22 protein-coding genes are annotated in these 21,475 nt (G+C 72.8%); 17 read left to right on the forward strand and 5 right to left on the reverse strand.

Annotated features, from left to right (window positions below; genetic code table 11):
- Nucleotides 1-133: 133 nt before the first annotated feature.
- The 6 genes from AB0C12_RS05970 to AB0C12_RS05995 all read left to right on the forward strand — a co-directional run bounded on the left by AB0C12_RS05970 (nt 134) and on the right by AB0C12_RS05995 (nt 5,327).
- Nucleotides 134-1,636, forward strand: coding sequence for a hypothetical protein (locus AB0C12_RS05970; protein WP_360544626.1), 1,503 nt, complete (start codon nt 134-136; stop codon nt 1,634-1,636).
- Nucleotides 1,633-2,601, forward strand: coding sequence for a leucine-rich repeat domain-containing protein (locus AB0C12_RS05975; RefSeq protein WP_360544628.1), 969 nt, complete (start codon nt 1,633-1,635; stop codon nt 2,599-2,601). Before AB0C12_RS05970 ends, AB0C12_RS05975 begins: the two co-directional genes overlap by 4 nt.
- Before the next feature lie 88 nt (nt 2,602-2,689).
- Nucleotides 2,690-3,079, forward strand: a complete 390-nt coding sequence (locus AB0C12_RS05980; RefSeq protein ID WP_360544630.1) for a hypothetical protein — start codon at nt 2,690-2,692, stop codon at nt 3,077-3,079.
- Nucleotides 3,069-3,398, forward strand: a complete 330-nt coding sequence (locus tag AB0C12_RS05985; RefSeq protein ID WP_360544632.1) for a hypothetical protein — start codon at nt 3,069-3,071, stop codon at nt 3,396-3,398. The genes AB0C12_RS05980 and AB0C12_RS05985 overlap by 11 nt, the downstream gene beginning before the upstream one ends.
- A gap of 355 nt (nt 3,399-3,753) precedes the next feature.
- A complete protein-coding gene (locus AB0C12_RS05990) occupies nt 3,754-4,761 on the forward strand; it encodes a hypothetical protein (protein ID WP_360544634.1) in 1,008 nt (335 codons plus the stop codon).
- The gene (locus tag AB0C12_RS05995; RefSeq protein WP_360544636.1) at nt 4,758-5,327 is read left to right on the forward strand and encodes a hypothetical protein; all 570 of its coding nucleotides are present in this window, start codon (nt 4,758-4,760) and stop codon (nt 5,325-5,327) included. Before AB0C12_RS05990 ends, AB0C12_RS05995 begins: the two co-directional genes overlap by 4 nt.
- Before the next feature lie 6 nt (nt 5,328-5,333).
- On the opposite strand, the gene AB0C12_RS06000 is transcribed toward AB0C12_RS05995, so the two are convergent.
- Nucleotides 5,334-6,479: an acyl-CoA dehydrogenase family protein gene (locus AB0C12_RS06000; RefSeq protein ID WP_360544638.1), complete on the reverse strand. Its 1,146-nt coding sequence runs from the start codon at nt 6,477-6,479 to the stop codon at nt 5,334-5,336.
- Between the two features lie 79 nt (nt 6,480-6,558).
- On the opposite strand from AB0C12_RS06000, the gene AB0C12_RS06005 reads away from it, so the two are divergent.
- The 5 genes from AB0C12_RS06005 to AB0C12_RS06025 all read left to right on the forward strand — a co-directional run bounded on the left by AB0C12_RS06005 (nt 6,559) and on the right by AB0C12_RS06025 (nt 13,899).
- The gene (locus AB0C12_RS06005; RefSeq protein ID WP_360544640.1) at nt 6,559-8,370 is read left to right on the forward strand and encodes an acyclic terpene utilization AtuA family protein; all 1,812 of its coding nucleotides are present in this window, start codon (nt 6,559-6,561) and stop codon (nt 8,368-8,370) included.
- Nucleotides 8,367-9,965 (forward strand): acyl-CoA carboxylase subunit beta, encoded by a 1,599-nt coding sequence (locus tag AB0C12_RS06010; RefSeq protein WP_360544642.1) that lies wholly within the window; start codon nt 8,367-8,369, stop codon nt 9,963-9,965. The genes AB0C12_RS06005 and AB0C12_RS06010 overlap by 4 nt, the downstream gene beginning before the upstream one ends.
- Nucleotides 9,966-9,970: 5 nt before the next feature.
- The gene (locus AB0C12_RS06015) at nt 9,971-11,914 is read left to right on the forward strand and encodes a biotin carboxylase N-terminal domain-containing protein (RefSeq protein ID WP_360544644.1); all 1,944 of its coding nucleotides are present in this window, start codon (nt 9,971-9,973) and stop codon (nt 11,912-11,914) included.
- Nucleotides 11,907-12,518 (forward strand): TetR family transcriptional regulator, encoded by a 612-nt coding sequence (locus AB0C12_RS06020; RefSeq protein WP_360544646.1) that lies wholly within the window; start codon nt 11,907-11,909, stop codon nt 12,516-12,518. The genes AB0C12_RS06015 and AB0C12_RS06020 overlap by 8 nt, the downstream gene beginning before the upstream one ends.
- A gap of 64 nt (nt 12,519-12,582) precedes the next feature.
- A complete protein-coding gene (locus tag AB0C12_RS06025; RefSeq protein ID WP_360544648.1) occupies nt 12,583-13,899 on the forward strand; it encodes an SGNH/GDSL hydrolase family protein in 1,317 nt (438 codons plus the stop codon).
- A gap of 124 nt (nt 13,900-14,023) precedes the next feature.
- On the opposite strand, the gene AB0C12_RS06030 is transcribed toward AB0C12_RS06025, so the two are convergent.
- The 3 genes from AB0C12_RS06030 to AB0C12_RS06040 are packed head-to-tail and all read right to left on the reverse strand — an operon-like array spanning nt 14,024 to nt 17,106.
- Nucleotides 14,024-14,659, reverse strand: coding sequence for a hypothetical protein (locus AB0C12_RS06030; protein ID WP_360544650.1), 636 nt, complete (start codon nt 14,657-14,659; stop codon nt 14,024-14,026).
- Between the two features lie 24 nt (nt 14,660-14,683).
- A complete protein-coding gene (locus tag AB0C12_RS06035; protein WP_360544652.1) occupies nt 14,684-16,021 on the reverse strand; it encodes an FAD-dependent oxidoreductase in 1,338 nt (445 codons plus the stop codon).
- A 47-nt stretch (nt 16,022-16,068) separates the two neighbouring features.
- A complete protein-coding gene (locus AB0C12_RS06040) occupies nt 16,069-17,106 on the reverse strand; it encodes a cation diffusion facilitator family transporter (RefSeq protein WP_360544654.1) in 1,038 nt (345 codons plus the stop codon).
- Between the two features lie 54 nt (nt 17,107-17,160).
- On the opposite strand from AB0C12_RS06040, the gene AB0C12_RS06045 reads away from it, so the two are divergent.
- The 6 genes from AB0C12_RS06045 to AB0C12_RS06070 all read left to right on the forward strand — a co-directional run bounded on the left by AB0C12_RS06045 (nt 17,161) and on the right by AB0C12_RS06070 (nt 20,164).
- Nucleotides 17,161-17,547: a metalloregulator ArsR/SmtB family transcription factor gene (locus AB0C12_RS06045; RefSeq protein WP_360544656.1), complete on the forward strand. Its 387-nt coding sequence runs from the start codon at nt 17,161-17,163 to the stop codon at nt 17,545-17,547.
- Between the two features lie 187 nt (nt 17,548-17,734).
- Nucleotides 17,735-18,079, forward strand: a complete 345-nt coding sequence (locus AB0C12_RS06050; protein ID WP_360544658.1) for a hypothetical protein — start codon at nt 17,735-17,737, stop codon at nt 18,077-18,079.
- A complete protein-coding gene (locus tag AB0C12_RS06055; protein WP_360544659.1) occupies nt 18,076-18,522 on the forward strand; it encodes a MerR family transcriptional regulator in 447 nt (148 codons plus the stop codon). The genes AB0C12_RS06050 and AB0C12_RS06055 overlap by 4 nt, the downstream gene beginning before the upstream one ends.
- A complete protein-coding gene (locus tag AB0C12_RS06060; protein ID WP_360544661.1) occupies nt 18,506-19,045 on the forward strand; it encodes a hypothetical protein in 540 nt (179 codons plus the stop codon). The genes AB0C12_RS06055 and AB0C12_RS06060 overlap by 17 nt, the downstream gene beginning before the upstream one ends.
- Before the next feature lie 37 nt (nt 19,046-19,082).
- Nucleotides 19,083-19,418 carry a YnfA family protein gene (locus AB0C12_RS06065; RefSeq protein WP_360544663.1) on the forward strand — a complete coding sequence of 112 codons (336 nt, stop codon included), beginning with the start codon at nt 19,083-19,085 and terminating at the stop codon, nt 19,416-19,418.
- Nucleotides 19,419-19,444: 26 nt separating this feature from the next.
- Nucleotides 19,445-20,164, forward strand: coding sequence for a sulfite exporter TauE/SafE family protein (locus AB0C12_RS06070; protein WP_360544665.1), 720 nt, complete (start codon nt 19,445-19,447; stop codon nt 20,162-20,164).
- 83 nt (nt 20,165-20,247) lie between these two features.
- On the opposite strand, the gene AB0C12_RS06075 is transcribed toward AB0C12_RS06070, so the two are convergent.
- The gene (locus AB0C12_RS06075; RefSeq protein WP_360544667.1) at nt 20,248-21,423 is read right to left on the reverse strand and encodes a winged helix DNA-binding domain-containing protein; all 1,176 of its coding nucleotides are present in this window, start codon (nt 21,421-21,423) and stop codon (nt 20,248-20,250) included.
- Between the last annotated feature and the right edge of the window lie 52 nt (nt 21,424-21,475).

The following is a 21,475-nucleotide window of genomic DNA, read 5'->3' on the forward strand; positions in this document are numbered from 1 at the left end:
GCGTCACCGCACCGGCCCGACCGGCGCAGCACCCGGCCAGGCACCCGGGAAGGCATTACTTCCTGCCCGATCGGGCGCCCGGGATCGCCCCGATGTCCTCGGGCGGCACTGCCCGCGACGATAGGGTCGGCCCATGGCGACGTTCGCCGCTCACCCACGGGAGCCGGTGCCGGCCCGGGTACGGCCGCGCGCCGACCGTGGCCGAGCCCCCGTGGGCGATCAGGGCCGCAGTCGCGAACACGACGGCCCGGCCGAGGCGCCCACGGGAATGCTGGCGATGCAGCGTCTCGCGGGCAACCGGGCTCTGACCGCGGCGATGACCACGCCCGGCGCCCTCGACCGGCTGGTGCCCGGGCAGCGGCACCGGGGCGCGGCGATGCTCGCGGCTGCCGACGTCCGGGCCCGGATGCCCGGGTTCGCCGACCTCAAGGCCGCCTACACCGACAAGAAGCTGCGGATCCCCGAGGCCGTCATCAAGACCGCGGTGACGCAGCTGCTGGACCGGATGGCCAAGGAGAAGCGGCTCCGGTCCAAGGATGCCGCCGCCACGATCGTCGCCAAGATCTTTCCCGCACCCGGGGTGATCAGCGAGGCCGCGTTCAACAAGGCGCTGGACCCGGCCGACCGCACCCAGATCTACAAGACCGTGCTGGACGCGCACACCACGGTGAAGAAGGCCGACCGGGCCACCCTGAAGGTGCTGATGAAGGATGCCGGCGACCTCATGCGTACGGCCGAGGGGGACACCGCGGGGCTGAAGGCCGTCTTCGGCTCGCAGGACACCGTGGCCAAGGCCCGGTACGCCGCCGGACGGGCCGCGCTGGCCACCGCCGCCGGCGACCTCGACAAGCACGTCACGACCGACTACAACCTCGACGACCCGGAGACCTTCCTCGGCGGCTGGGCCCAGCACTCGACGCAGCTGATGCACCTGCTGGTCGGCATCGTGCAGGGCAAGGATCCCGCCGAGAGCAAGTCCACGCTGGTCCACGAGGCCGCCCACCTGGGCCACGGGTCGGTCGACGATCTCGGCTACTACGGCACCGCGGCGTTCGAGGCCATGGACGAGGCCGCCAAGGTCGGCAACGCGGCCCACTACGAGGAACTTCCGCGCCGGTTGCTGGGCACCAGCTCCTTCGCCGGCCACACGTTCACGCCCGGCATCAAGAAGGGCGGCGCCGCCGTCACCCGGACGGACACCGTCCGCAAGATCGCAAGTGACCATGTCCAGCACGCCTGGGACGCCGCCTCCGACGCGCACATGTGGCTGCGCGGGGTCCGCAAGGCGTGGGTGACCAAGAAGGACAAAGCGCCGTTCACCGCCGACAAGGCGCTGATCCTGGAGCTCTCGAAACTCTGCGACATGACCGTCCACCACCAGGCCGTGGCGCACGCTCGGCTCACCACGCTGGACATCACCATCATCGAGAGCGTGGTCCGGGCCATGGGCATTGTCGGCAGCCTGGTCGACTCGGAGCCGCTGCCGAGCGGCCCGCTGTCGGACAAGGGCGCCGCCGACGTGATGGTCGCGGAAGCCACCAAGAAATACGGCCGTCTGCTGCACGACCCGGCCCGGGACAAGGCCCTGGTGGACTGGCTCGCCGCGCACTTCCGCACACTGCCGGGCCCGCCGTGACCGCCCCGGTGGATTTCGGCGGCACCCGGCTGGCTCCGGACGCCGAGGTCGTCGACCTGGTCAACGTCTCCCCGGCCGACCTGGAACCGCTGCGCCTGCTGCCGCGGCTGCGTGAGCTGCGGCTGCGCACCACGAACCCGCACCGGACCCCCGGCGGCCTGCCCTGGGACCTGGAGCCCCTGACCGCTGCGACCGCCCTGGAGGTGCTGATCGTGCCGGGCCGGGCGGTGCTCGACCTGGGACCGCTACGGAATGCGACGCGGCTGCGCGAGATCGACGTCAGCGCGACCCGGATCCATGACCTCGCGCCCCTCCAGCACGCGGGAGAGCTGCGGGTGCTGCGGTTGCGGGCCACCCGCGTACGCACGCTGGAACCGATCCGGGAGCTGACCGGGCTTCGGGTCCTGGACATCGCGCACACGCCGATCACCGACCTGGAACCGATCACGGCTCTGACCGAGCTGCGAGAGCTGTACCTGGCGGGCTGCGCGGTGACCGATCTGAAGCCGCTGGCCGGACTCACCGGGTTGGCCGAGCTGTCGGTCGACCGGCTGCCGATCACGTCGCTGACGGGCCTCGCCGCCCTGCCGTGGTTCGCCGCGGCCCGACGGCTCGACCTCGGCGGCACGGCTCTGGAATCGGCCGCAGGCATCGAGAACGCGACGGCCGCGCAGGAGCTGTTCCTGCACGACACCGGCATCCGTGACCTCACGCCGCTGGCCGCCCTGCGGGGACTGCGGGTGCTCCGTCTGGACAACACTCCGGTTGAGAACGTCGGTCCGCTCGCCTCTCTGGCGGGGCTGCGGGAGCTGAGCCTGGCCGGAACCCGGGTGACGGACCTGTCGGCGTTGCGATCCTCACCTGAGCTTGAAGAGGTTGACCTGGAGGACACGGCCGTCGACGCGGCTCACATCTCGGCGTTGCGCGAGGCCAGGCCCGCCATCCGGATCCTCGGCCGATCCTGACCCCGGTCCGGCTCTTCCGGGGGCCACGCGACGGGGTTGCGGCGTCGCAGCCATCGACCTAGGGTTCGGCAGATCGGGGGGCTATGTCATGAGAGATATCGATTCGGCCGAGGAATGGCTCGAGACGTGGGCGGCCGGCGTCGATGCGAACGCCGCCCGGGCCGTGGAGCTGTCGCGCCGGGTCGCCGCCCTGACCGGGGAGGCCCGGAGCCGCAACGGATCCATCTCCGTCGTCGTCGGGTCGGCCGGCCAGCTCGAACGCCTCGACATCGAGGACCGGCCGGGCCAGCTGACCGGAGCGCAGCTCAGCCGGGAGATCATGGGCCTGATCGGCCGCGCCCAGGCACAGCTCTGCGCCCGCGTCGCCTCCCAGGTGGAGCAGACCGTCGGCGCCGACACCGAGACCGGCCGCGCGGTGATCCACTCGTTCGCGGAGCGGTTCCCGGAGCCGCCGGCCGGCGACGACCATGCCCGGTGAGGAAATCCAGTTCCCGGCCGATGCCGTACGCGGGCACGCGGGCAGCGTCGACGGGATCGCGGACGCTGTCCGGCAGGGCCGGTCGGCGGTGCACGAGGTCACCATGGACACGCAGGCCTACGGGCAGCTGTGCCAGTTCCTGCCCACGTTGCTGAGCCCGGTCTTCGCCCTGGCGATCGGCGCTCTTGACGACGCCGAGGACGCCTTGAGAGAGACCGCCGACAACCTCCGGGCCGTCGTCAGCAGCACGACGGCCACCGACGAGTCGGCCGCTCACGGGACACGCGCGGCCGGCCAGCACCTCGAACTGCCCCTGTGAGCGCCAACCCGCTGGTGGCGCAGAGCCAGGACTCGACGACCTGGTACACCGGCCTCGGTCTGGTGGAGGACGCCGCCGCCATCACCGACGGCATCCGCGACAACAGCTGGGTCGACGGCACACTCGGCGGCGTCGGCGCGTCATTGGACATGCTCTCCCTTGCGGTCGACCCGCTGGGCACGCTGGTGTCCTGGGGTGTCGCCTGGCTGATGGAGCACGTCCAACCCCTCAAGGACGCCCTCGACTGGCTCGCCGGCAATGCCGACGAGGTTGCCGCCCATGCCGCACCTGGTCGAACGTCGCGGCCTTCACGGACGAGGCCCACCGGCAGTACACCGACCGCCTCCGCACCGAGGTGTCCGGCTGGTTCGGCGCCTCCGGTGACGCGTACCGCGCGCACGCCGGCATGCAGCTGCAGGTGCTGGAGGGACTCGCCACGGCGGCCCAGGGCATCTCGTACGCCGTGGAGGGCGCGGGCCTGCTGGTCGCCCTGGTCCGGGGCATCGTCCGCGACCTGATCGCGGAGTTCATCGGTACGCTCGCCGCCCGCCTGCCGCAGTGGCTCGCCGAGGCCGGACTGACGCTGGGCATCGCCACGCCGGTGGTCATCGGCCAGGTCGCCACCCTCGTGGCCAGGTGGGTCAACCGGATCCAGCACTTCGTCCGGGGCCTGCTCAGCAGCCTGCGCCGGCTCAGCACCAAGCTGGACGACCTGGCCGGCATCTTCTCGGACCTGAACGGCCGCAATCGCGCCCTGGCCCGCACCGACCCGGGCGAGTTCCGGCCCGACTTCCCCCGCGGCTCCGACTTCATCGACAGCGGCGAGGGGTTCTCCGACCGGGCGGCTGACGCGTATCGGCGGATCCGTGACAGCGCGGACGACACGCCCCGCGCCGCGGCGAACACCGGCATCGACGAAGGAGTCATCGAGCGGATGCGGCAGAACCTCTTCGTCCAGCAACACGACGTCTCACTCGGCCCGAACCGGGTCGAGCGCGGGTACTTCACCCCGGACGAGCGCATCGCCGATCTCTGGGACGGGGCCACCCGGGGCACACTCAGCCCGGACGACATGGCGGCTTTCCGGAACCTCGCCGCCCACGAGTACGTGGAGAACAGACTCATGGAAGCGGGTGTGCCCTACCGGTCTTCCCATCCGGATGCCTTCGATGCCGCCGGCGACCGCATCATCAACCGCGACCACCCGGGTGCCCACGAGCTGGCGCCCAACGAGTGGCGGCCCAACGCCGCCTTCGATCACTGGCGGCTGTTCGGCCTTGATGGGTCCGGCCTGCAGATGGCCGACGATCTGTCGAACCTCGATGACGTCGTCGACGCGGCTCTGCGAGGATTGGGCCGATGACCCCCGATGAAGCCGTTCGGGCCGTGGCAGCTCGCCTGAGCACCGTCGGCTGGGAACGCCATGGCGACAAGACCTGGTCGAAGTCCGTCCTGCTCAAGGAGTACTTCCGGCGAGCGGCCCGGTGGGCAGCGGCCTACGACTGCGATACCAAAGTTCCGTTCTTCGACATCGCCCTGTGTGTCGATCCGAACGTGCGCGCCGACCGGGGCGTGATCGACGAGCTGCTGGAGTCGGTGCGGTCCAGCGGCTGGAACGTCCGGCAGGTGGTTCCGTTCATCCTGCACTGGGCAGCGCTGAGCGCCACACCTGGATTCGCCTACCCCCCGGGCCTGGAGGATCCGTTCGAACCGCTGATCCGCATGTTCGAGCGCGACGGCGGCTTCCACACGGAGAACGGCGAAGTCAACCTCGAGTACAAGTCCGTCCGCATGGCCGGCTGGCGCAACCGGGCCGGCGATCCCCCGATGACCGTGTTCAGCGACGACGTCCTGGACGAGATCGATCGGGCCGGCTCGATCGCCCAGTTCGGCTACGTCATCGGCCCGGACGGCCGGCCCGTCCCCTGACCGCGCTCAGGCCGGCAGCCCGTCGAGCCGGGCCAGCACCTGCAACATCACCTCGTCCGCCCCCGCCCCGATCGACGTGAGCCGCGTGTCGCGGAACAGCCGGGCCGTCCAGTTGTCCTCCAGATATCCCATCCCCCCGTGGAACTGCAGGCACCAGTCCGCCACCTCCCGCACCAGCCGCCCCGCCTTCAACTTCGCCACCGTCGCCATCCGGGTGATGTCCTCGCCGGCCATCAGCGCCTCGCACGTCACGAGGTTGTGGCTGCGCAGCAGGTCCACCTCAGCCTGAAGCTCCGTGAGGCGGAACGCCACGTACTGCCGGTCAGCGAGTGGACGGCCGAAGACCTGCCGGTCCAGGACGAAGCGACGCGTACGGTCCAGGGCGTACTGGCAGCCACCGACCGTGGTGTACGCGGCGAACATCCGCTCGGTCACGAACTGCCGCATCTGCTGCTGGAAGCCCCGCCCGACCTCGCCGATCGTGTTGGAGACCGGTACGCGCACCTGGTCCAGCACCAGTTCCGCCGTGTCCGAGCAGCGGTTGCCGAGCTTGTCGAAGGTGCGGGCCACACTGAAGCCGGGCAGGTCCGTGGGCACGACGATCTGGGACATGCCCCGGTAGCCGCCCTCGTCCGAGGTGCGCGCCAGCAGGCAGAGCCAGTCGGCCTGGGCGCCGTTGGTGATGTAGGCCTTCCGGCCGGTGATGACCCAGTCGTCGCCGTCGCGGACCGCTCGGGTGCGCAGCTGGGCCACGTCCGAGCCGGTGTCCGGCTCGGTCACGGCGATCGAGGTGACCGCGGTGCCGGCGACGGCCGGGGTCAGGTAACGCTCCTTCAGTTCAGGTGAACCGTAATCGTGCAGCGAGGGCGTGGCCATCATCGCCTGGACGCCGATGGCCATTCCGACCCCGGTGGCGTGCATCCGGCCGTACTCTTCAGCGGCGACCAACTGGAAGCTCGCGTCGGCGCCCTCGCCGCCGTAGGCCTCGTCGTACTCGAGGCCGAGCAGACCGAGGGCCGCGGCCTTGGGCAGCAGGTCGTGCAGGGGCACCCGGCCGGCCGCCTCCCAGGCGTCGACGTGCGGGTTGACCTCGGTGTCGACGAACCGGCGGACGCTGTCCCGGAAGGCACGGTGGTCCTCGTTGAGGCGCATGGGCCGACGCTAGCGAAGGGCACCGGGCAGAAACAAGCGCGCTTGCTTGTTTTTTGAACCTGTGCCAGGGTCGGTCGGCATGAGGCCCGAGATGCTGCGCGTCGGCAACTGTTCCGGGTTCTACGGCGACCGGCTCCCGGCCATGCGCGAGATGCTCACCGGCGGCGAGCTGGACGTGCTCACCGGGGACTACCTGGCCGAGCTGACCATGCTGATCCTCGGGCGGGACCGCGCGCGGGACCCGGCGACCGGCTATGCCAAGACGTTCCTGCTGCAGCTTCGGGAGTGCCTCGAGCTGGCGCTGGAGCGCGGCGTGCGGATCGTCGCCAACGCGGGCGGTGTCAACCCGCCCGCCCTGGTGGCCGCGATCCGCGAGCTGGGGACCCCGGCCCGGGTCGCTCTGGTACGCGGCGACGACCTCACCCCCCGAGCCGGCGAGCTGGGCCTGGGCACACCGCTCGGCGCGCACGCGTACCTCGGCGCTTTCGGCATCGCCCGGGCGCTCACCGCCGGCGCCGACGTCGTGGTGACCGGGCGGGTCACCGACGCCTCGCTGACCGTCGGGCCGGCGATCGCCCACTTCGGCTGGGGCCGCGACGACCTCGACGCGCTCGCCGGAGCCACGGTCGCCGGTCACGTCATCGAGTGCGGCGCCCAGGCCACCGGCGGCAACTACGCGTTCTTCACCGAGATCGGCGACCCGCTGCGACCCGGCTTCCCGATCGCCGAGCTGCACCAGGACGGCTCCAGCGTCATCACCAAGCACCCCGGCACCGGCGGGGCCGTCTCCGTCGGCACGGTCACGGCCCAGCTGGTGTACGAAGTGGACGATGCCCGCTACGCCGGTCCGGACGTCACCACCCGCCTCGACACGGTGGCGCTGCGCCAGGCCGGCCCGGACCGGGTCGAGATCACCGGAGTACGCGGTGAGGCGCCTCCACCTGACCTGAAGGTCTCGTGCACCACCGTCGGCGGCTACCGCAACGAGCTGACCGTCGTGCTGACCGGGCTGGACATCGAGGCCAAGGCGGCGCTGTTCCGCCGCCAGTTCGAGGCCGCTCCCGGCCCCGCGCCGGCCGAGGTGACCTGGAGCCTGGCCCGGCTCGACACCGCCGACGCGGCCACCCAGCAGCAGGCGTCCGCGCTGCTCACCGTGGTCGCCAGGGACCCGGACGAGAAGGTGGCGGGCCGCGCGTTCAGCAAGGCCGCGGTCGAGCTGGCACTCTCGTCGTACCCCGGCTTCTTCAGCACCACCCCACCGGCCGGCGCCCAGCCGTACGGCGTCTTCACCGCGGGTTTCGTCCCCCAGGCCGTCCCGGCGCACGAGGTCGTCCACCACGACGGCACGGTGGAATCGATCGAGCCGGCGCCGGTCACCCTGGCGCTCCGCCCCCACGCCGGCGGACCGCCGGTCGCCGAAGGTCCGGCCGGCCGCGCGCCGATCGAGCCGCCGGCACCGGCCGGCCCCGAGAGACCGACCCGGCCGACGCCGATCGAGCCGCCGGCACCCGCCGGCCCCGAGATCCGCGTCGGACCCGGACCGACGCGGCGGATGCCGCTGGGCACGCTGGCCGGGGCGCGCTCGGGCGACAAGGGCGGCAACGCCAACATCGGCCTCTGGGTGCGCGACGACGACGCATACCCGTGGCTGGCCGCCCTGATCACCGAACAGACCATCCGCGAGCTGCTCCCCGAGACCGCCGCGATGCCCATCCGGATCACCCGCCTCCCCGGCATCCGGGCCGTCAACGTCGTCGTCGAGGGGCTCCTCGGCGCGGGCGTCGCCTACCACGCCCGCTTCGACCCGCAGGCCAAGGGCCTCGGCGAGTGGCTGCGGTCCCGGCACGTCGAGATTCCCGTAGCACTGCTGACCGACCGGGAGGAACATTGACCGTCCTGCGGTCCACCCTCGAACCCGCCACCGACGAGGCCCGGGCCGCCCGGCAGGCGATGCTGGAGGCGCTCGCCGAGATCACGGCCGAGACCGCCCGGGCGGTGGCCGGCGGCGGCGAGAAGGCGATGGCCCGGCACCACGCCCGGGGCAAGCTGACCGCCCGGGAGCGGATCGAGCTGCTGCTCGACGAGGACTCGCCGTTCCTGGAGCTGGCCGCGCTGGCCGGCTACGGCTCGTCGTTCACCGTCGGCGGCAGCGTCGTGGCCGGGATCGGCGTGGTCAGCGGGGTGGAGTGCCTGCTGATCGCCAACGATCCGACGGTCAAGGGCGGCGCCAGCAACCCGTGGTCGCTGCGCAAGACGCTGCGGATGCATGAGGTGGCCCTGCACAACCGGTTGCCGGTGATCTCGCTGGTCGAGTCCGGGGGCGCGGACCTGCCCACCCAGAAGGAGGTCTTCGTCCCCGGCGGCGCGGTCTTCCGCAACCTCACCCGGCTGTCCGCGGCCGGTATCCCGACCATCGCGCTGGTCTTCGGCAACTCGACGGCGGGCGGCGCGTACCTGCCCGGGATGAGTGACCACGTGGTGCTGATCGAGCGGCGCTCGAAGGTCTTCCTGGCCGGTCCACCGCTGGTCAAGGCGGCCACCGGCGAGGAATCCGACGACGAGTCGCTCGGCGGCGCCGAGATGCACGCCCGGGTGTCCGGCCTGGCCGACCACTTCGCCCGCGACGAGCAGGACGCCATCCGGATCGGACGGCGCGTCGTCGCGCGGCTCAACTGGCGCAAGGCGGCCGGTCCGGTCACGGCCACCCCGAAACCCCCGCGGTACGCGGCCGAGGAGCTGCTGTCGATCGTCCCGCCCGGCCTCAAGGCGCCCTTCGATCCGCGTGAGGTCATCGCCCGGATCGTCGACGACAGCGACTTCGACGAGGTCAAGCCGCTGTACGGCAGCTCGCTGGTGACCGGCTGGGCGCAGCTGCACGGCTACCCGGTCGGCATCCTGGCCAACGCCCGCGGTGTGCTGTTCAGCGCCGAGGCCCAGAAGGCGGCCCAGTTCATCCAGCTCGCCAACCGCTCGCACACCCCGCTGCTGTTCCTGCACAACACGACCGGCTACATGGTCGGCGCGGAGTACGAGCAGGGCGGCATCATCAAGCACGGCGCCATGATGATCAACGCGGTGTCCAACTCGACCGTCCCGCACATCTCACTGCTCATCGGCAACTCGTACGGCGCCGGCCACTACGGCATGTGCGGCCGGGCCTACGATCCCCGGTTCGTCTTCGCCTGGCCCAGCGCGCGGTCCGCGGTGATGGGCGCCCAGCAGCTCGCCGACGTGAGCACCATGGTGTCCCGGGCCTCCGCGCTGGCCCAGGGCCGGCCGTTCGACGAGGACGCCGCGCAGCTGATGCGGCAGGCGATCGAGTCGCAGATCAGCGCCGAGGCGATGCCGATGGTGCTGTCCGGGCTGGTCTACGACGACGGGATCATCGACCCCCGCGACACCCGTGACGTGCTGGGCATCGCCCTGTCCGCCATCCACACCGCGCCGGTGTCGGGCACCGACGCCTTTGGCGTCTTCCGGATGTGAGCAGCATGACTTTCAACGCCGTTCTGGTCGCCAACCGCGGTGAGATCGCCCGGCGGATCTTCACCACCTGCCGGCGTCGGGGCCTCGCGACCGTGGCCGTCTTCTCCGATCCGGACGCGGACAGCCCGCACGTACGGGAGGCGGACAGCGCCGTACGCCTGCCCGGCTCGACGCCGGCCGACACGTACCTGCGCGGTGACCTCATCATCGCGGCGGCCCGGCGGGCCGGCGCCGACGCCGTCCATCCCGGCTACGGTTTCCTGGCCGAGAACGCCGGTTTCGCCCGCGCGGTGCAGGAGGCCGGCCTGACCTGGATCGGACCCGACCCCACGGCGATCGAGGTGATGGGCTCCAAGATCGAATCCAAGCGCCGGATGGCGGCGGCCGGCCTGAGCGTGCTCGACCTGCTCGAACCGGACGCCGTCACCGAGGCCGAGCTGCCCGTACTGGTCAAGGCGTCGGCCGGCGGCGGCGGGCGCGGCATGCGGATCGTGCGCACCCTGGCCGAGCTGCGCGGTGCCGTCGCGTCCGCGGCCCGCGAGGCGGGCGCCGCGTTCGGCGACCCCACCGTCTTCTGCGAGCGGTACCTGGACGAGGGGCACCACCTCGAGGTGCAGATCATGGCCGACGCCCACGGCACCGTCTGGGCGCTCGGCGAACGCGAGTGCTCCCTGCAACGCCGGCACCAGAAGGTGATCGAGGAAGCGCCCGCGCCGCTCGTCGAGCGGCTCGGCGGTGACCTGCGCGAACGCCTGCTCGCGGCGGGCCGGCAGGCCGCGGCCGCGGTCGGCTACCGCGGCGCGGGGACGGTGGAGTTCATCGCCGCCGCGAACGGCGACTTCTGGTTCCTGGAGATGAACACCCGCCTGCAGGTCGAGCACCCGGTCACCGAGTGCGTCACCGGCACCGACCTGGTCGGCCTGCAACTCGATGTCGCGGCGGGCCGCCGGCTCAGCGGTGCGGAGCCGGCGATGACCGGCTACGCCGTCGAGGCCCGCCTGTACGCCGAGAGCCCCGCCGACGACTGGCGCCCCGAGACCGGCACCGTGGTGACGTTCGACGTCCCCGGCGTGACCGCCCGTTTCGAACGCGCGGGACTGGACGGCCTCCGCCTCGACTCCGGCGTGGTGGACGGCAGCGTCGTCGGCACCCACTACGACGGCATGCTGGCGAAGGTCATCGCGTACGCGTCGACCCGGGAAGCCGCGGCCCGGCAGCTGGCCGCCGCCCTGCGCCGGGCACGGGTGCACGGGGTGGCCACCAACCGGGACCTGCTGGTCGCGAGCCTGCTGCACCCGCAGTTCCTGGCCGGCACCGCCGGGACCGCCTTCTACACCGACCATCCGCCGGCCGGGCTGACCGCCGGGACCGGACTCGACCCGGCTCTCGGCGCCCTGGTCGCGGCGCTGTCCGACGCCGCGCTGGTGCCGCTGCTCGCGCGCGGCTTCCGCAACATCCCGGTCGGCTACCGCAGCCGCGCCTACGCCGCCGGCGACACCGGGATCGAGGTGCGGTACCGCTTCGGCCGCGACGGCCTGGAGGTGGCCGGCCGGGACGACGTCGTCCTGGTCGACGCCGGCCCCGACGCGGTGGTGCTCGACCTCGACGGTGTCCGCCGCCGGTGGACGGTGGGCCGGTTCGCCGACCGCGTGGTCGTCGACGGGCCGCAGGGCTCGCTGGAGCTGCGCCGGGTGCCGCGCTTCACCGACCCCTCGGCCCAGCTGCCGGCGGGTGCCCTGGTGGCGCCGATGCCCGGCACGGTGGTGCGCACGGACGTGCGGATCGGTGAGGCCGTCGTGGCCGGCCAGGCGCTGATCTGGCTGGAGGCGATGAAGATGGAGCACGTGGTGCGCGCCCCGGCGGACGGCACGGTGACGGAGCTGCCGGTTCCGGTGGGCCGGCAGGTCAGCCAGGGCACGCCGCTGGCGGTGGTGACCAAGGATGGCTGACGACTCGGCTCCCAAGCAGGACCGCTCGCGGGAGACGCGCCGGCGCCTGCTGGAGACGACCATCCGGAGCCTGGCGCGGCACGGGTGGGAGGTTTCGACGGTGGCCTTCATCGCCGCCGAGGCAGGCATCAGCCGCGGAGCCGTCCAACACCACTTCCGGACCCGGGAGGCGCTGATCCTGGCCGCGCTGGAGGCCATGTTCGAGGAGCGGGCGGCCCTGCTCGACGCCCTGCCGGACCCCGGGGGTTCGAGCCCGGACCGGGTGCACGCCGTGGTGACGGGCCTGGTCGACGCGATCGGCGGCGAGCTGTTCCGGGCCGCCCTGCAGGTGTGGACCGTGGCCGCCGCCGACCCCGAGTTGCGGGCGGCGGTGGTCCCGCTGGAACGGCACTTCGCCCGCGGCGTGCACCGGCGGGCCGTACGGCTGCTACGGGTCGACGACACCGACCCGGCCGTCCGCGGTCTCATCCAGGCGACCCTCGATCTGGCCCGCGGCCTGGCCCTGGCCGACGTGCTCACCGACGACTCCCGCCGCCGGGCCCGGGTGGTCCGCGCCTGGTCGGACCAGCTGGCCGCGGCCCTGGTGGCGAGCGCCAGAACTTGATGTTCGTCGATGTCTTGACACCTCCGCCGGGCTGAGCTGGGCTGGTCCGGAACGGAGGTCGACGATGACTGCATCCCTGCGACTCCGGCGCCTGGGCGCCACCGCGCTCGCCACGTTCGGCGTCGCGACCCTCACCCTGACCGGCTCGGCCGTCGCGGCCGGCCGCCCGGCCACCTGGACCGGCACCTGGACCACGGCCGTGACCGGCGCGGCCACCCCACCGATGCCGCAGACCGTGTTCGAGAACCAGACCCTGCGCCAGATCGTGCACACCAGCATCGCGGGCCGGTCGCTGCGGGTGCGGCTGTCCAACGAGTACGGCACCGAGCCGCTGGTGATCGGCGAGGCGCGAGTGGCCCGCAGTGCCGGCGGTTCCCAGCTGCTGGCCGGCACCGACCGCAGGCTGACCTTCGGCGGGCGGTCCACGTTCAGCATCCCGCCCGGTGCGCCCGCGCTCAGCGATCCGGTGGCTCTGCCCGTACCGGCGCTCTCCGATCTTGTGGTGAGCATCCACCTGCCGCGGCGCACCGCGGCCGCGACCGTGCACGGCTCCGCGTTCCAGACCAACTACCTCGCGGCCGGCAACGTCACCCGCTCCCCCGCTCTGACCGGCGCGACGGCCGTGACGTCCTGGTACTTCCTCTCCGGCGTCAGCGTCGCCACCGCGCCGCGAGCGGCCTCGATCGTGGCTTTCGGCGACTCCATCACCGACGGCGCGATCACCACGGTCGACGCCAACCACCGCTGGCCCGACTTCCTGGCCCGCCGGTTGCAGGGCCAGTCCGCGCTGCGGCATCTGGGCGTGCTCAACAAGGGCATCGGCGGCAACCGCCTGCTGTACGACGGCAACACCCTCCCCGACCCGGTGTTCGGGGGAATCGGGCCGCTCTTCGGCGACAGCGCGCTGAGCCGCTTCGACCGCGACGTGCTCGCCCAGCCGGGCGCCCGCGCGGTGATCGTGCTGCTCGGCATCAACGACATCGGCCAGCCGACCTCGATCGCCCCGCCGTCCGAGGCGGTGACGGTCGACGAGTTGATCGCCGGTTACCGGCAGCTGATCGCCCGAGCCCACGAACGCGGCCTGCGGATCATCGGCGCCACCCTGACGCCGTTCCAGGACACCACGATCACCGGCTACTACAGCGCGGAGAACGAGGCCAAGCGGGCCGCGGTCAACCGGTGGATCCGGACCAGCGGCGAGTACGACGGCGTGATCGACTTCGACCGGGCGGTCCGGGACCCGGCGCAGCCGCTGCGCATCCTCGCCCGCTACGACAGCGGCGACCACCTGCACCCCAACGACGCCGGGATGCAGGCCATGGCGGACGCGATCCCGCTCCGACTGCTCCAGGTGACCGGCGACCGGGCGGCGGCCCAGTGACCGCGGTCGGTCACCGCGGCGGGGTGGCGGCCCAGTGACCGCCGTCCGTCACCGCGGCGAGGTGGCGGCCCAGTGACCGCTGGATGGTCACTGGGCCGGACCGCGGCTCAGTGACCGCGGTCGGTCACCGCGGCGGGGTGGCGTAGGCCAGCGGGACGGGCAGCGGCTCGTCGCCCCACATGCCGGTCAGCACCGGACCGGTGACCCGCTGGCTGGTGCCGACGCGGCGCAGCACGGCCAGCTCCACGTCGTCCGTCACGATGACCGTCGGGTCCTCGTCGACGACCCGGCGCACGGTGCCGGCGGCCGGGACCGGGGCATCCCCGGTCCCGCTGCCGCTGACGGTCATGGCCGGCGCGCGGGTCTCCCGCCGGCCGTCGACCTCGAAGTACTCCTCCGCCTGGGTGCCGCCGGCGTGGATCACCCGGGTCAGCACCGCGGCGTAGACCGGGTCGCCACAGGCGTCGTAGACCCAGCGGCGGCCCAGGGCCGAGTGCTCGGTCGTGCCGATCAGCCACTCGTCGGCGCCGTCCAGGGGTGCGTCGCGATAGGTGAGCGGGACCTGCAGGACCGGGCCGTCACCGGCGCGGACCAGCATCGTCTCCACGCCGACCGCGCCGGCCGGGTCGTCGAAGCGGAAGGCCGAGACCCGGGTCACCTCGCCCTCCGGCGGGCCGGCGAACCACGGGCGGCCGGGCAGCCAGCCCGCCAGCAGCTCAAGCTTGGAAGGGGTCAGATCCGCGCGGTGCAGCAAAGCCATCCGCTGAATCTAGAGGATCGAGGATCAGGCCGCAGAGCTGCCCGCCGCCTTGCGATCACGGCGGGCGGCGCGGAGAACCTCGGCGACCATGGCCGGCCGGAGCAGCGCGGACCCGGGCGCGAGCAGGTGCTGCACCCGTACGACCTGCCGGATGACCTCCGGCGAGACATGGGTGGCCCGGAAGATCTGCCGCTGGTACCAGTGCGTCAGGGCCAGCCCGCGCGGCCTGGGCCCCTGCGTGCCGGGGTAGGCGAAGTCGGTCGTGGCGGCCATCTCCCAGGCGACGGTGATCGGCTTCGCGCTGCGGCGGTAGAAGTCACGCGCCATCGCCACCCCAGGAGCGCGATGCCGATCGAGACACTCGGCCAGCGTGACGGCTTCCAGCGCGGCGACCGTCATGCCGTGCCCGTACACGGGATTGAAGCTGCACAGCGCGTCGCCCATGGCCACGTACCCGGCCGGTATCCGGCGCAGCCGTTCGAAGTGCCGGCGCCGGCTGGTCGGATACGTGTAGGCGACCGGGTCGGTCAGCGGCTCACCGGTGCGCAACAGCTCGGCGATCGTGCCGTCCGGCAGGCTCTCGGCGAAGCGCTGGTAACCCTCGGGGTCGGTGGGGGCCTGCTCGCCGTGGAAGCCGCCGAGGGTGACGAGCCACCGGTCGCCCTCGACGGAGAACGCGGCGCCGTAGCGCTGGTGCTCCGGCGGGCTCTCGGCGAGCACGATCATCCCGGGGCCCGGCAGGCACTGCGGCCGGCCGCTGACCAGGCGGGTCGTGTAGTGCACGCGTACGGTGATCACCGACTCCGGCGGGCTCGGGAAGCCGAGGTCGTGCAGCCAGCGGTCGGAGCGGCTGCCGCGACCGCTGGCATCGACCACCAGCCCGGCCGGCAGCTCCCGGCCGTCGGCCAGGGTCACACCGGTGACCCGCTCGCCGGCCTGTCCGGCCAGCCCGGCCACCGCGGTCTCGTCGAGCACGCTCACCTGCGGCAACGCCCGCACCCGCCGCTGCACACAGCTCTCCAGCAACGGCCGGCTCATGGCGAGCATCGTGACGCCACTGTCGACCCGGACCCGGTAGCCGTCGAGCTGCCAGACGTGCGCGTCGCGGGCCACGTCGATCCACCGGGCACCGAGCGCGAGCAGCTCGTCGGTCAGCCCGGGGAAGAGCTTCTCCAGGGCGTCGCGGCCGACCGCGAGCAGGGCGTGCGGGTGGGCGCTCTGCGGCACGCCGCGGCGGCTGTCCGGCCCGGGCGGCAACCGGTCCCGATCGACGACCGTGACCCGGTCGAACCGGTCGGCCAGCACCCGCGCGGCGGCGAGGCCGGCCATGCCGGCCCCGATGACCACGGCATCGTCGCCCATCCCTCGATGGTGGCACTTCGGCCGGCCGGGGTCCTATCCGGAATCTGTCAGTGCCCGGCCGCCGGCGCGGAGAGGCGGTCGCGGCGGTGGTGGGACAGGTCGGTGTGGTGGCTGTCGCCCGGATGACTGGCCGGGTCCACGTGCACGGTCGCGCCGGTCAGCCGCGGTACCCGGTGGGTCAGCTGATGCTCGGCATCCGCGGCGATCTCGTGCGCGGCCAGCAGGCTCAGGCCGGCATCCACCACCACGGCCGCCTCCGCGTGCATCCGGTGCCCGATCCAGCGCAGCCGCAGCCCGGACACGTCGCGGATGCCCGGAACCGCCCGCAGCGATTCCTCGGCCCGGTCGACCAGCTCCGGATCCACCCGGTCCATGAGCCGCCGGTACACCTCCCGGGCGGCGTCCTTGAGCACAAAGGCGATCGCCGCCGTGATGGCCAGCCCGACGGCCGGGTCGGCCCAGCGCCAGCCGACCCAGGCGCCGGCCGCCGCGACGACGACCGCGAGCGAGGTGAAGCCGTCGGTGCGGGCGTGCAGGCCGTCGGCGACCAGCGCCGCCGATCCGATGCGCCGGCCCACACTGATGCGGTAGCGGGCGACGACCTCGTTGCCCGCGAAACCGATGACGCCGGCGGCCAGCACCCACGGCAGGTGCGTCATGGTCTGCGGGTGCAGCAACCGGTTGACCGCGGTCCACCCGGCGGCGATCGCCGAAGCGGCGATCACCAGCACGATCAAGATGCCGGCCAGATCCTCGGCCCGGCCGAAACCATAGGTGTACGCCCGGGTCGCGGCCCGGCGGCCGAGCAGGAACGCGACCCCCAGGGGTACGGCGGTCAGCGCGTCAGCGACGTTGTGCAGGGTGTCGCCGAGCAGCGCCACCGAGCCGGAGAACACGACGACGCCCGCTTGCAGGGCCGCGGTGACGCCCAGCACGACCAGCGAGATCCACAGGGCGCGGAGTCCTTCCCGCGAAGATTCGAGCGCCGAGTCGACCTTGTCGGCGCTGTCGTGCGAGTGCGGCGTGAGCTGGTGGCGGAGCCGCTCCCACCACCCGTCGTGGTGGCTGTGGTGGTGGTCGCTCATCGGTGCTCCCCTGCCGTGCCGGCGGTCGGTGCCGCTCGCCGATAATATGTGCTCATGTACGCACGCGACAACGGTGCAACTGCCACTGACCTGCAGGAACCACTCACGAGCGACGACGTGATCCAGGCGGCGACGGTCACCCTGGGGATGCTCGCCGATGGCACTCGCCTGCGCCTGATGGCGGCTCTGGTCGACGCGGAGAGCGACGTGACTGCTTTGACCCGGCTGGTGGGTGCGGCGCGTCCGGCAGTGTCGCAGCATCTCGGCAAGCTGCGCCTGGCCGGGCTGGTCCGGGCCCGCCGCGACGGCCGCCGGTCGGTGTACGCGGTCACGGACCCGCACGTGCGCCGCCTGGTGGTCGAGGCGCTGCGGATGGCGGAGCACCGGTTCTCCGACCGCCCAGCCCACCACGCGAGCGCACCGGTCTCCGCCCCGCACTGACCCCGGTCCGCCCACCCGAACGCACCGGTCCCCGCGCCGCACTCATCCCGGTCCGCCCACCCGAACGCACCGCTCCCCGCGCCGCACTCATCCCGGTCCGCCGAGTACCCGAACGCCTCGGTCCCGCGTCAGGACAAGGGCCGGCCGACTTGCACTCGGTACTCAGGTACAGGTTTACCGTCGGACCATGACCGGAGAAGACCAGGTGTGGGTGCCCGAGGCGTGCACCTTGCCCACCGTCGACCAGCCGCTGCGGCTGGCCGAGTTCGACGACCTCTTCGCCACCGCGCTGCGTGATCAGCGGCGGCTGTCGCCCACCGTGCTGCGGTGGCGGCTCGATCCGGCCGCCGAGCCGGTGGTCCGCGACCTCACCGCCCGGGAGAGCTCGTGCTGCTCCTTCTTCACCTTCACCTTCGCCACATCTGGTGAAGGTGAGCCTGATGCGGTGAACGTCGACGTACAGGTACCGCCCGCACAGATCGCCGTGCTGGACGCGCTCGCCGGCCGGGCAGTCGCCGGGATGGCCGCGTGAGCGGCCTGCGCAGCAGTGCGGTCGCCGCGGCCGCCGGAGTGAACCTCCAGACGCTGCGCTACTACGAACGCCGCGGCCTGCTCGCCGAACCGGACCGCAGCCTGGGCGGCCACCGGATGTACCCGGCCGAGGCGGTCACCGTGCTGCGCGTCATCAAGGCGGCGCAGCGGCTCGGCTTCACCCTCGACGAGATCGCCGACCTGCTGGAGACCGGCCGGCACCGGCACGGACGAGGCGGCGCCGACGCCGGGCTGCGGTCCCGGGCGCAGGCCAAGCTCGCCGAGGTGGAAGCCAAGATCAGCGACCTGCAGATCATCGCCGGCACGCTCCGAGCGGCCGTCGACGCCGGCTGCGACGACCTGGTGACCTGCGCCGCCCAGCCCTGCTGCCCGATCCCGTTCGCCACCATCGCGGTAGGAGCCCCGGATGCCGACCCCCGCTGACCCCGCCCACCCGCTGCCGCCGCCCACCCGGACCGGCCCCGCCGACCGCGAACGCCCGCCCCCGCCGCCCTCCGGCTCTACCGGCCCCGCTCACCGCGCCCGCCGACTGCAGTCCTCCGGCCTGGCCGCCCAGGCCCACCGACTGCCGCCGCCCGGTCTGACGGGCCTGACTGCCCGGACCCGCCGACTGCTACCGCCCGGCCTGACCGCCCGGACACGCCGACTGCTACCGCCCGGCCTGACCGCCCGGACCCGCCGACTGCTACCGCCCGGCCTGACCGCCCGGACACGCCGACTGCTACCGCCCGGACTGACCAGCCTGGCCGCCCTCGCCTGCGCGGCCTGCTGCGCCATCCCACTGCTCCTGACCGCCGGAGTCCTCTCCGGCGCGACCTGGGCCGTGGCCGTGTCCTGGCTGCCCGGCACCGCCGCAGCACTCACTGTCCTGGCCGCCGCCGCCTGGTGGCGCACCAGCCACAAGCGCCGCTGCGCCGGCGACACCTGCTCCTGCGCCACCCCGTGACCAGTCCCACCGATCCGGCACGGATACCGTGCTCAGGGTGATCATCGCTCGTTCGTTGCTGCTCTTCGTCCTGGCGGCCCTCGCCGAGATCGGCGGCGCCTGGCTGATCTGGCAGGGCTGGCGCGAACACCGCGGCCTGTGGTGGACAGCCGCCGGTGTGATCGCTCTCGGCGCGTACGGTTTCGTGGCCTGCCTTCAGCCTGACGCCAACTTCGGACGCATTCTGGCCGCCTACGGCGGCGTCTTCGTCGCCGGCTCGCTCGCCTGGGGCATGGTCGTGGACAAATTCCACCCGGACCGGTGGGACATCATCGGCGCCGGCATCTGCCTGGCCGGCGTCGCCGTGATCATGTACGCCCCACGCGGCTCCTGACCGGCCGCGACTACAGTCGGCAGCCGATGGAGACGTTGGCGCTCGCCGCCGCCGCGGCGTTCCTGCTGGCGTTGCTGTCCGCCGTCACGGGATTCGGTGGCGGGGTGCTGTTGCTGCCCGTCCTCACTGCCTTGTTCGGGCTGCGGGTCGCGGTGCCCGTGCTGACGCTGGCGCAGTTGTCGAGCAACGGCAGCCGGCTGTGGCTCAACCGCCGGGAGATCCGGTGGCCGCTGGTGGGCTGGTTCGCGCTCGGCGCTGTGCCGTTCGCCGTGGGCGGTGCTGTTCTGTTGAGCCACGCACCGCTCAGTCCGCTCAAGCGGGTGCTGGGAGCGTTCCTCATCGGGGTGGTGGCCTGGCGCCGGCTCCGCCCGCGCCCCGGCCGGCCCGGCGACCGGGCGTTCATCGGTGTCGGCGCCGCGTCGGGATTCGGTTCGGCGTTGCTCGGGTCGGTGGGCCCGCTGACGGCGCCGTTCTTCCTGGCGTACGGGTTGACGCGCGCGGCGTACATCGGCACCGAGGCCGCCGCCGCGCTCACCCTGCACCTGACCAAGACGGCCGCCTACGGCGCCGGTGATCTGCTCACCGGGCGGATCGTGCTCTACGGCGCCGCGCTGACGCCGGTCATCATGGCCGGCGCGTGGACCGGCCGCAGGATCGTCGCCCTGATCAGCGACCGGGTGTTCGTCGCGCTGGTCGAGGCCGGCCTGATGGTTGCCGGACTGCTCTTCCTCACCGGACTGGCCTGAGCATCACCGGCCCGACCTGAACATCACGAGGCCAACCTGAACATCACGAGCCCGACCTGAACATCACGAGGCCGACCTGAACATCATGGGGTCGGTCCGGGCGCCGGTGCCGGCTCCGGCCGCATGGCCGGCGACTTGTAGAGACTCGGGACGCGGAAGCCGCCGAGCCAGGCGGTCAGCCGGGCCGCCTCCGCGTTCAGCAACCGGCGAGCGGCGGCGGGGACCGATTCCAGCAACCGCACCCGCACGACGCCGGTCTCGTCCTGCACCCAGCTGCCCACAGCCCGCCCGTCGACCCAAGCCGTCGTGCCCGCGTTCCCCCGGTTGTCGAAGAGCTGCTCGCGGTGCGGCCCGAGGTAGAAGTCCCGCCGCTGCCACCCCATGACTGTCGGATCGAGAACCGGCAGCAGCGCCGCCCACGGTCCCGGGTCGGGCACTTCGTCGAGGTCGTCCGGCAACAGCCAGCCGGTGGCGCCACCGTCGAGCGAGACCGCGACCGCACCGAGCTCCCGGAACGCCGTCCGCACCACGCTTCGGGTCGCCCCGAGCCACCAGACAAGGTCGTCCTCCGTGCCCGGTCCGAAGGTGTACAACCAGCGGCGCACGATCTCGCGATAACCCTCAGCCGCCCCGCCGACCGCGGGCACCTCGGTGAGCCAGTGCCGCATGAGGGTCCAGCGCGGCCGGGACGTGTACCAGCCCGCCCCATTGACGCCCCGTACGATGTCGGCAGTTGCCCCGAGGTGGGTCAGCACCCGGCCCGCCGGCGACAGTCCACCGGCCCCCACCGCCGTCACGTCGATCAGCGGCACCGCCTGCCGGATCTCCAGCGCCGAGCGCCCGTCCGGGGCGTCCGCGAGCGCGGCGAGGACCTCGGCGCGGGCGCGGTCGATCCAGTCGTGCCCGTCCTCGGCGAGTCCGGCCAGGACGGCGTCCTTGGCCATGCGGGCCCGTTCGGTGCCCGCGACCCGGGCGGACGCGCTGGACCAGACCGCCGGCAGCAGGTCGCGCGGGACCACGAAGAGCGTGCGCCGCATGGCCAGCTGCTTGACCAGCGTACGGTCGCCGTAGAGCGCCCGGTCGACGGCCGCGATCGTGATCGACCCGGTCCGCGCCCAGCAGGACAGGTAGACCGTGGCCGGCTCGGTGGCGTGGAGCACGGTCATCGCCCGCGTGACGGATTCCGGGGAGCCGGCCCGGAACGCGGGCGCCAGCGCGTGCCGGACCCCCAACCGGGCGCGGCGCTCATGATCAGACACGTGACGCACCGGGCCCATGCTGCCATGACAACGGTCGTGGTCAGCCGGCCGA

The organism is Actinoplanes sp. NPDC048967 (assembly GCF_040649415.1).
GTDB lineage: Bacteria > Actinomycetota > Actinomycetes > Mycobacteriales > Micromonosporaceae > Actinoplanes.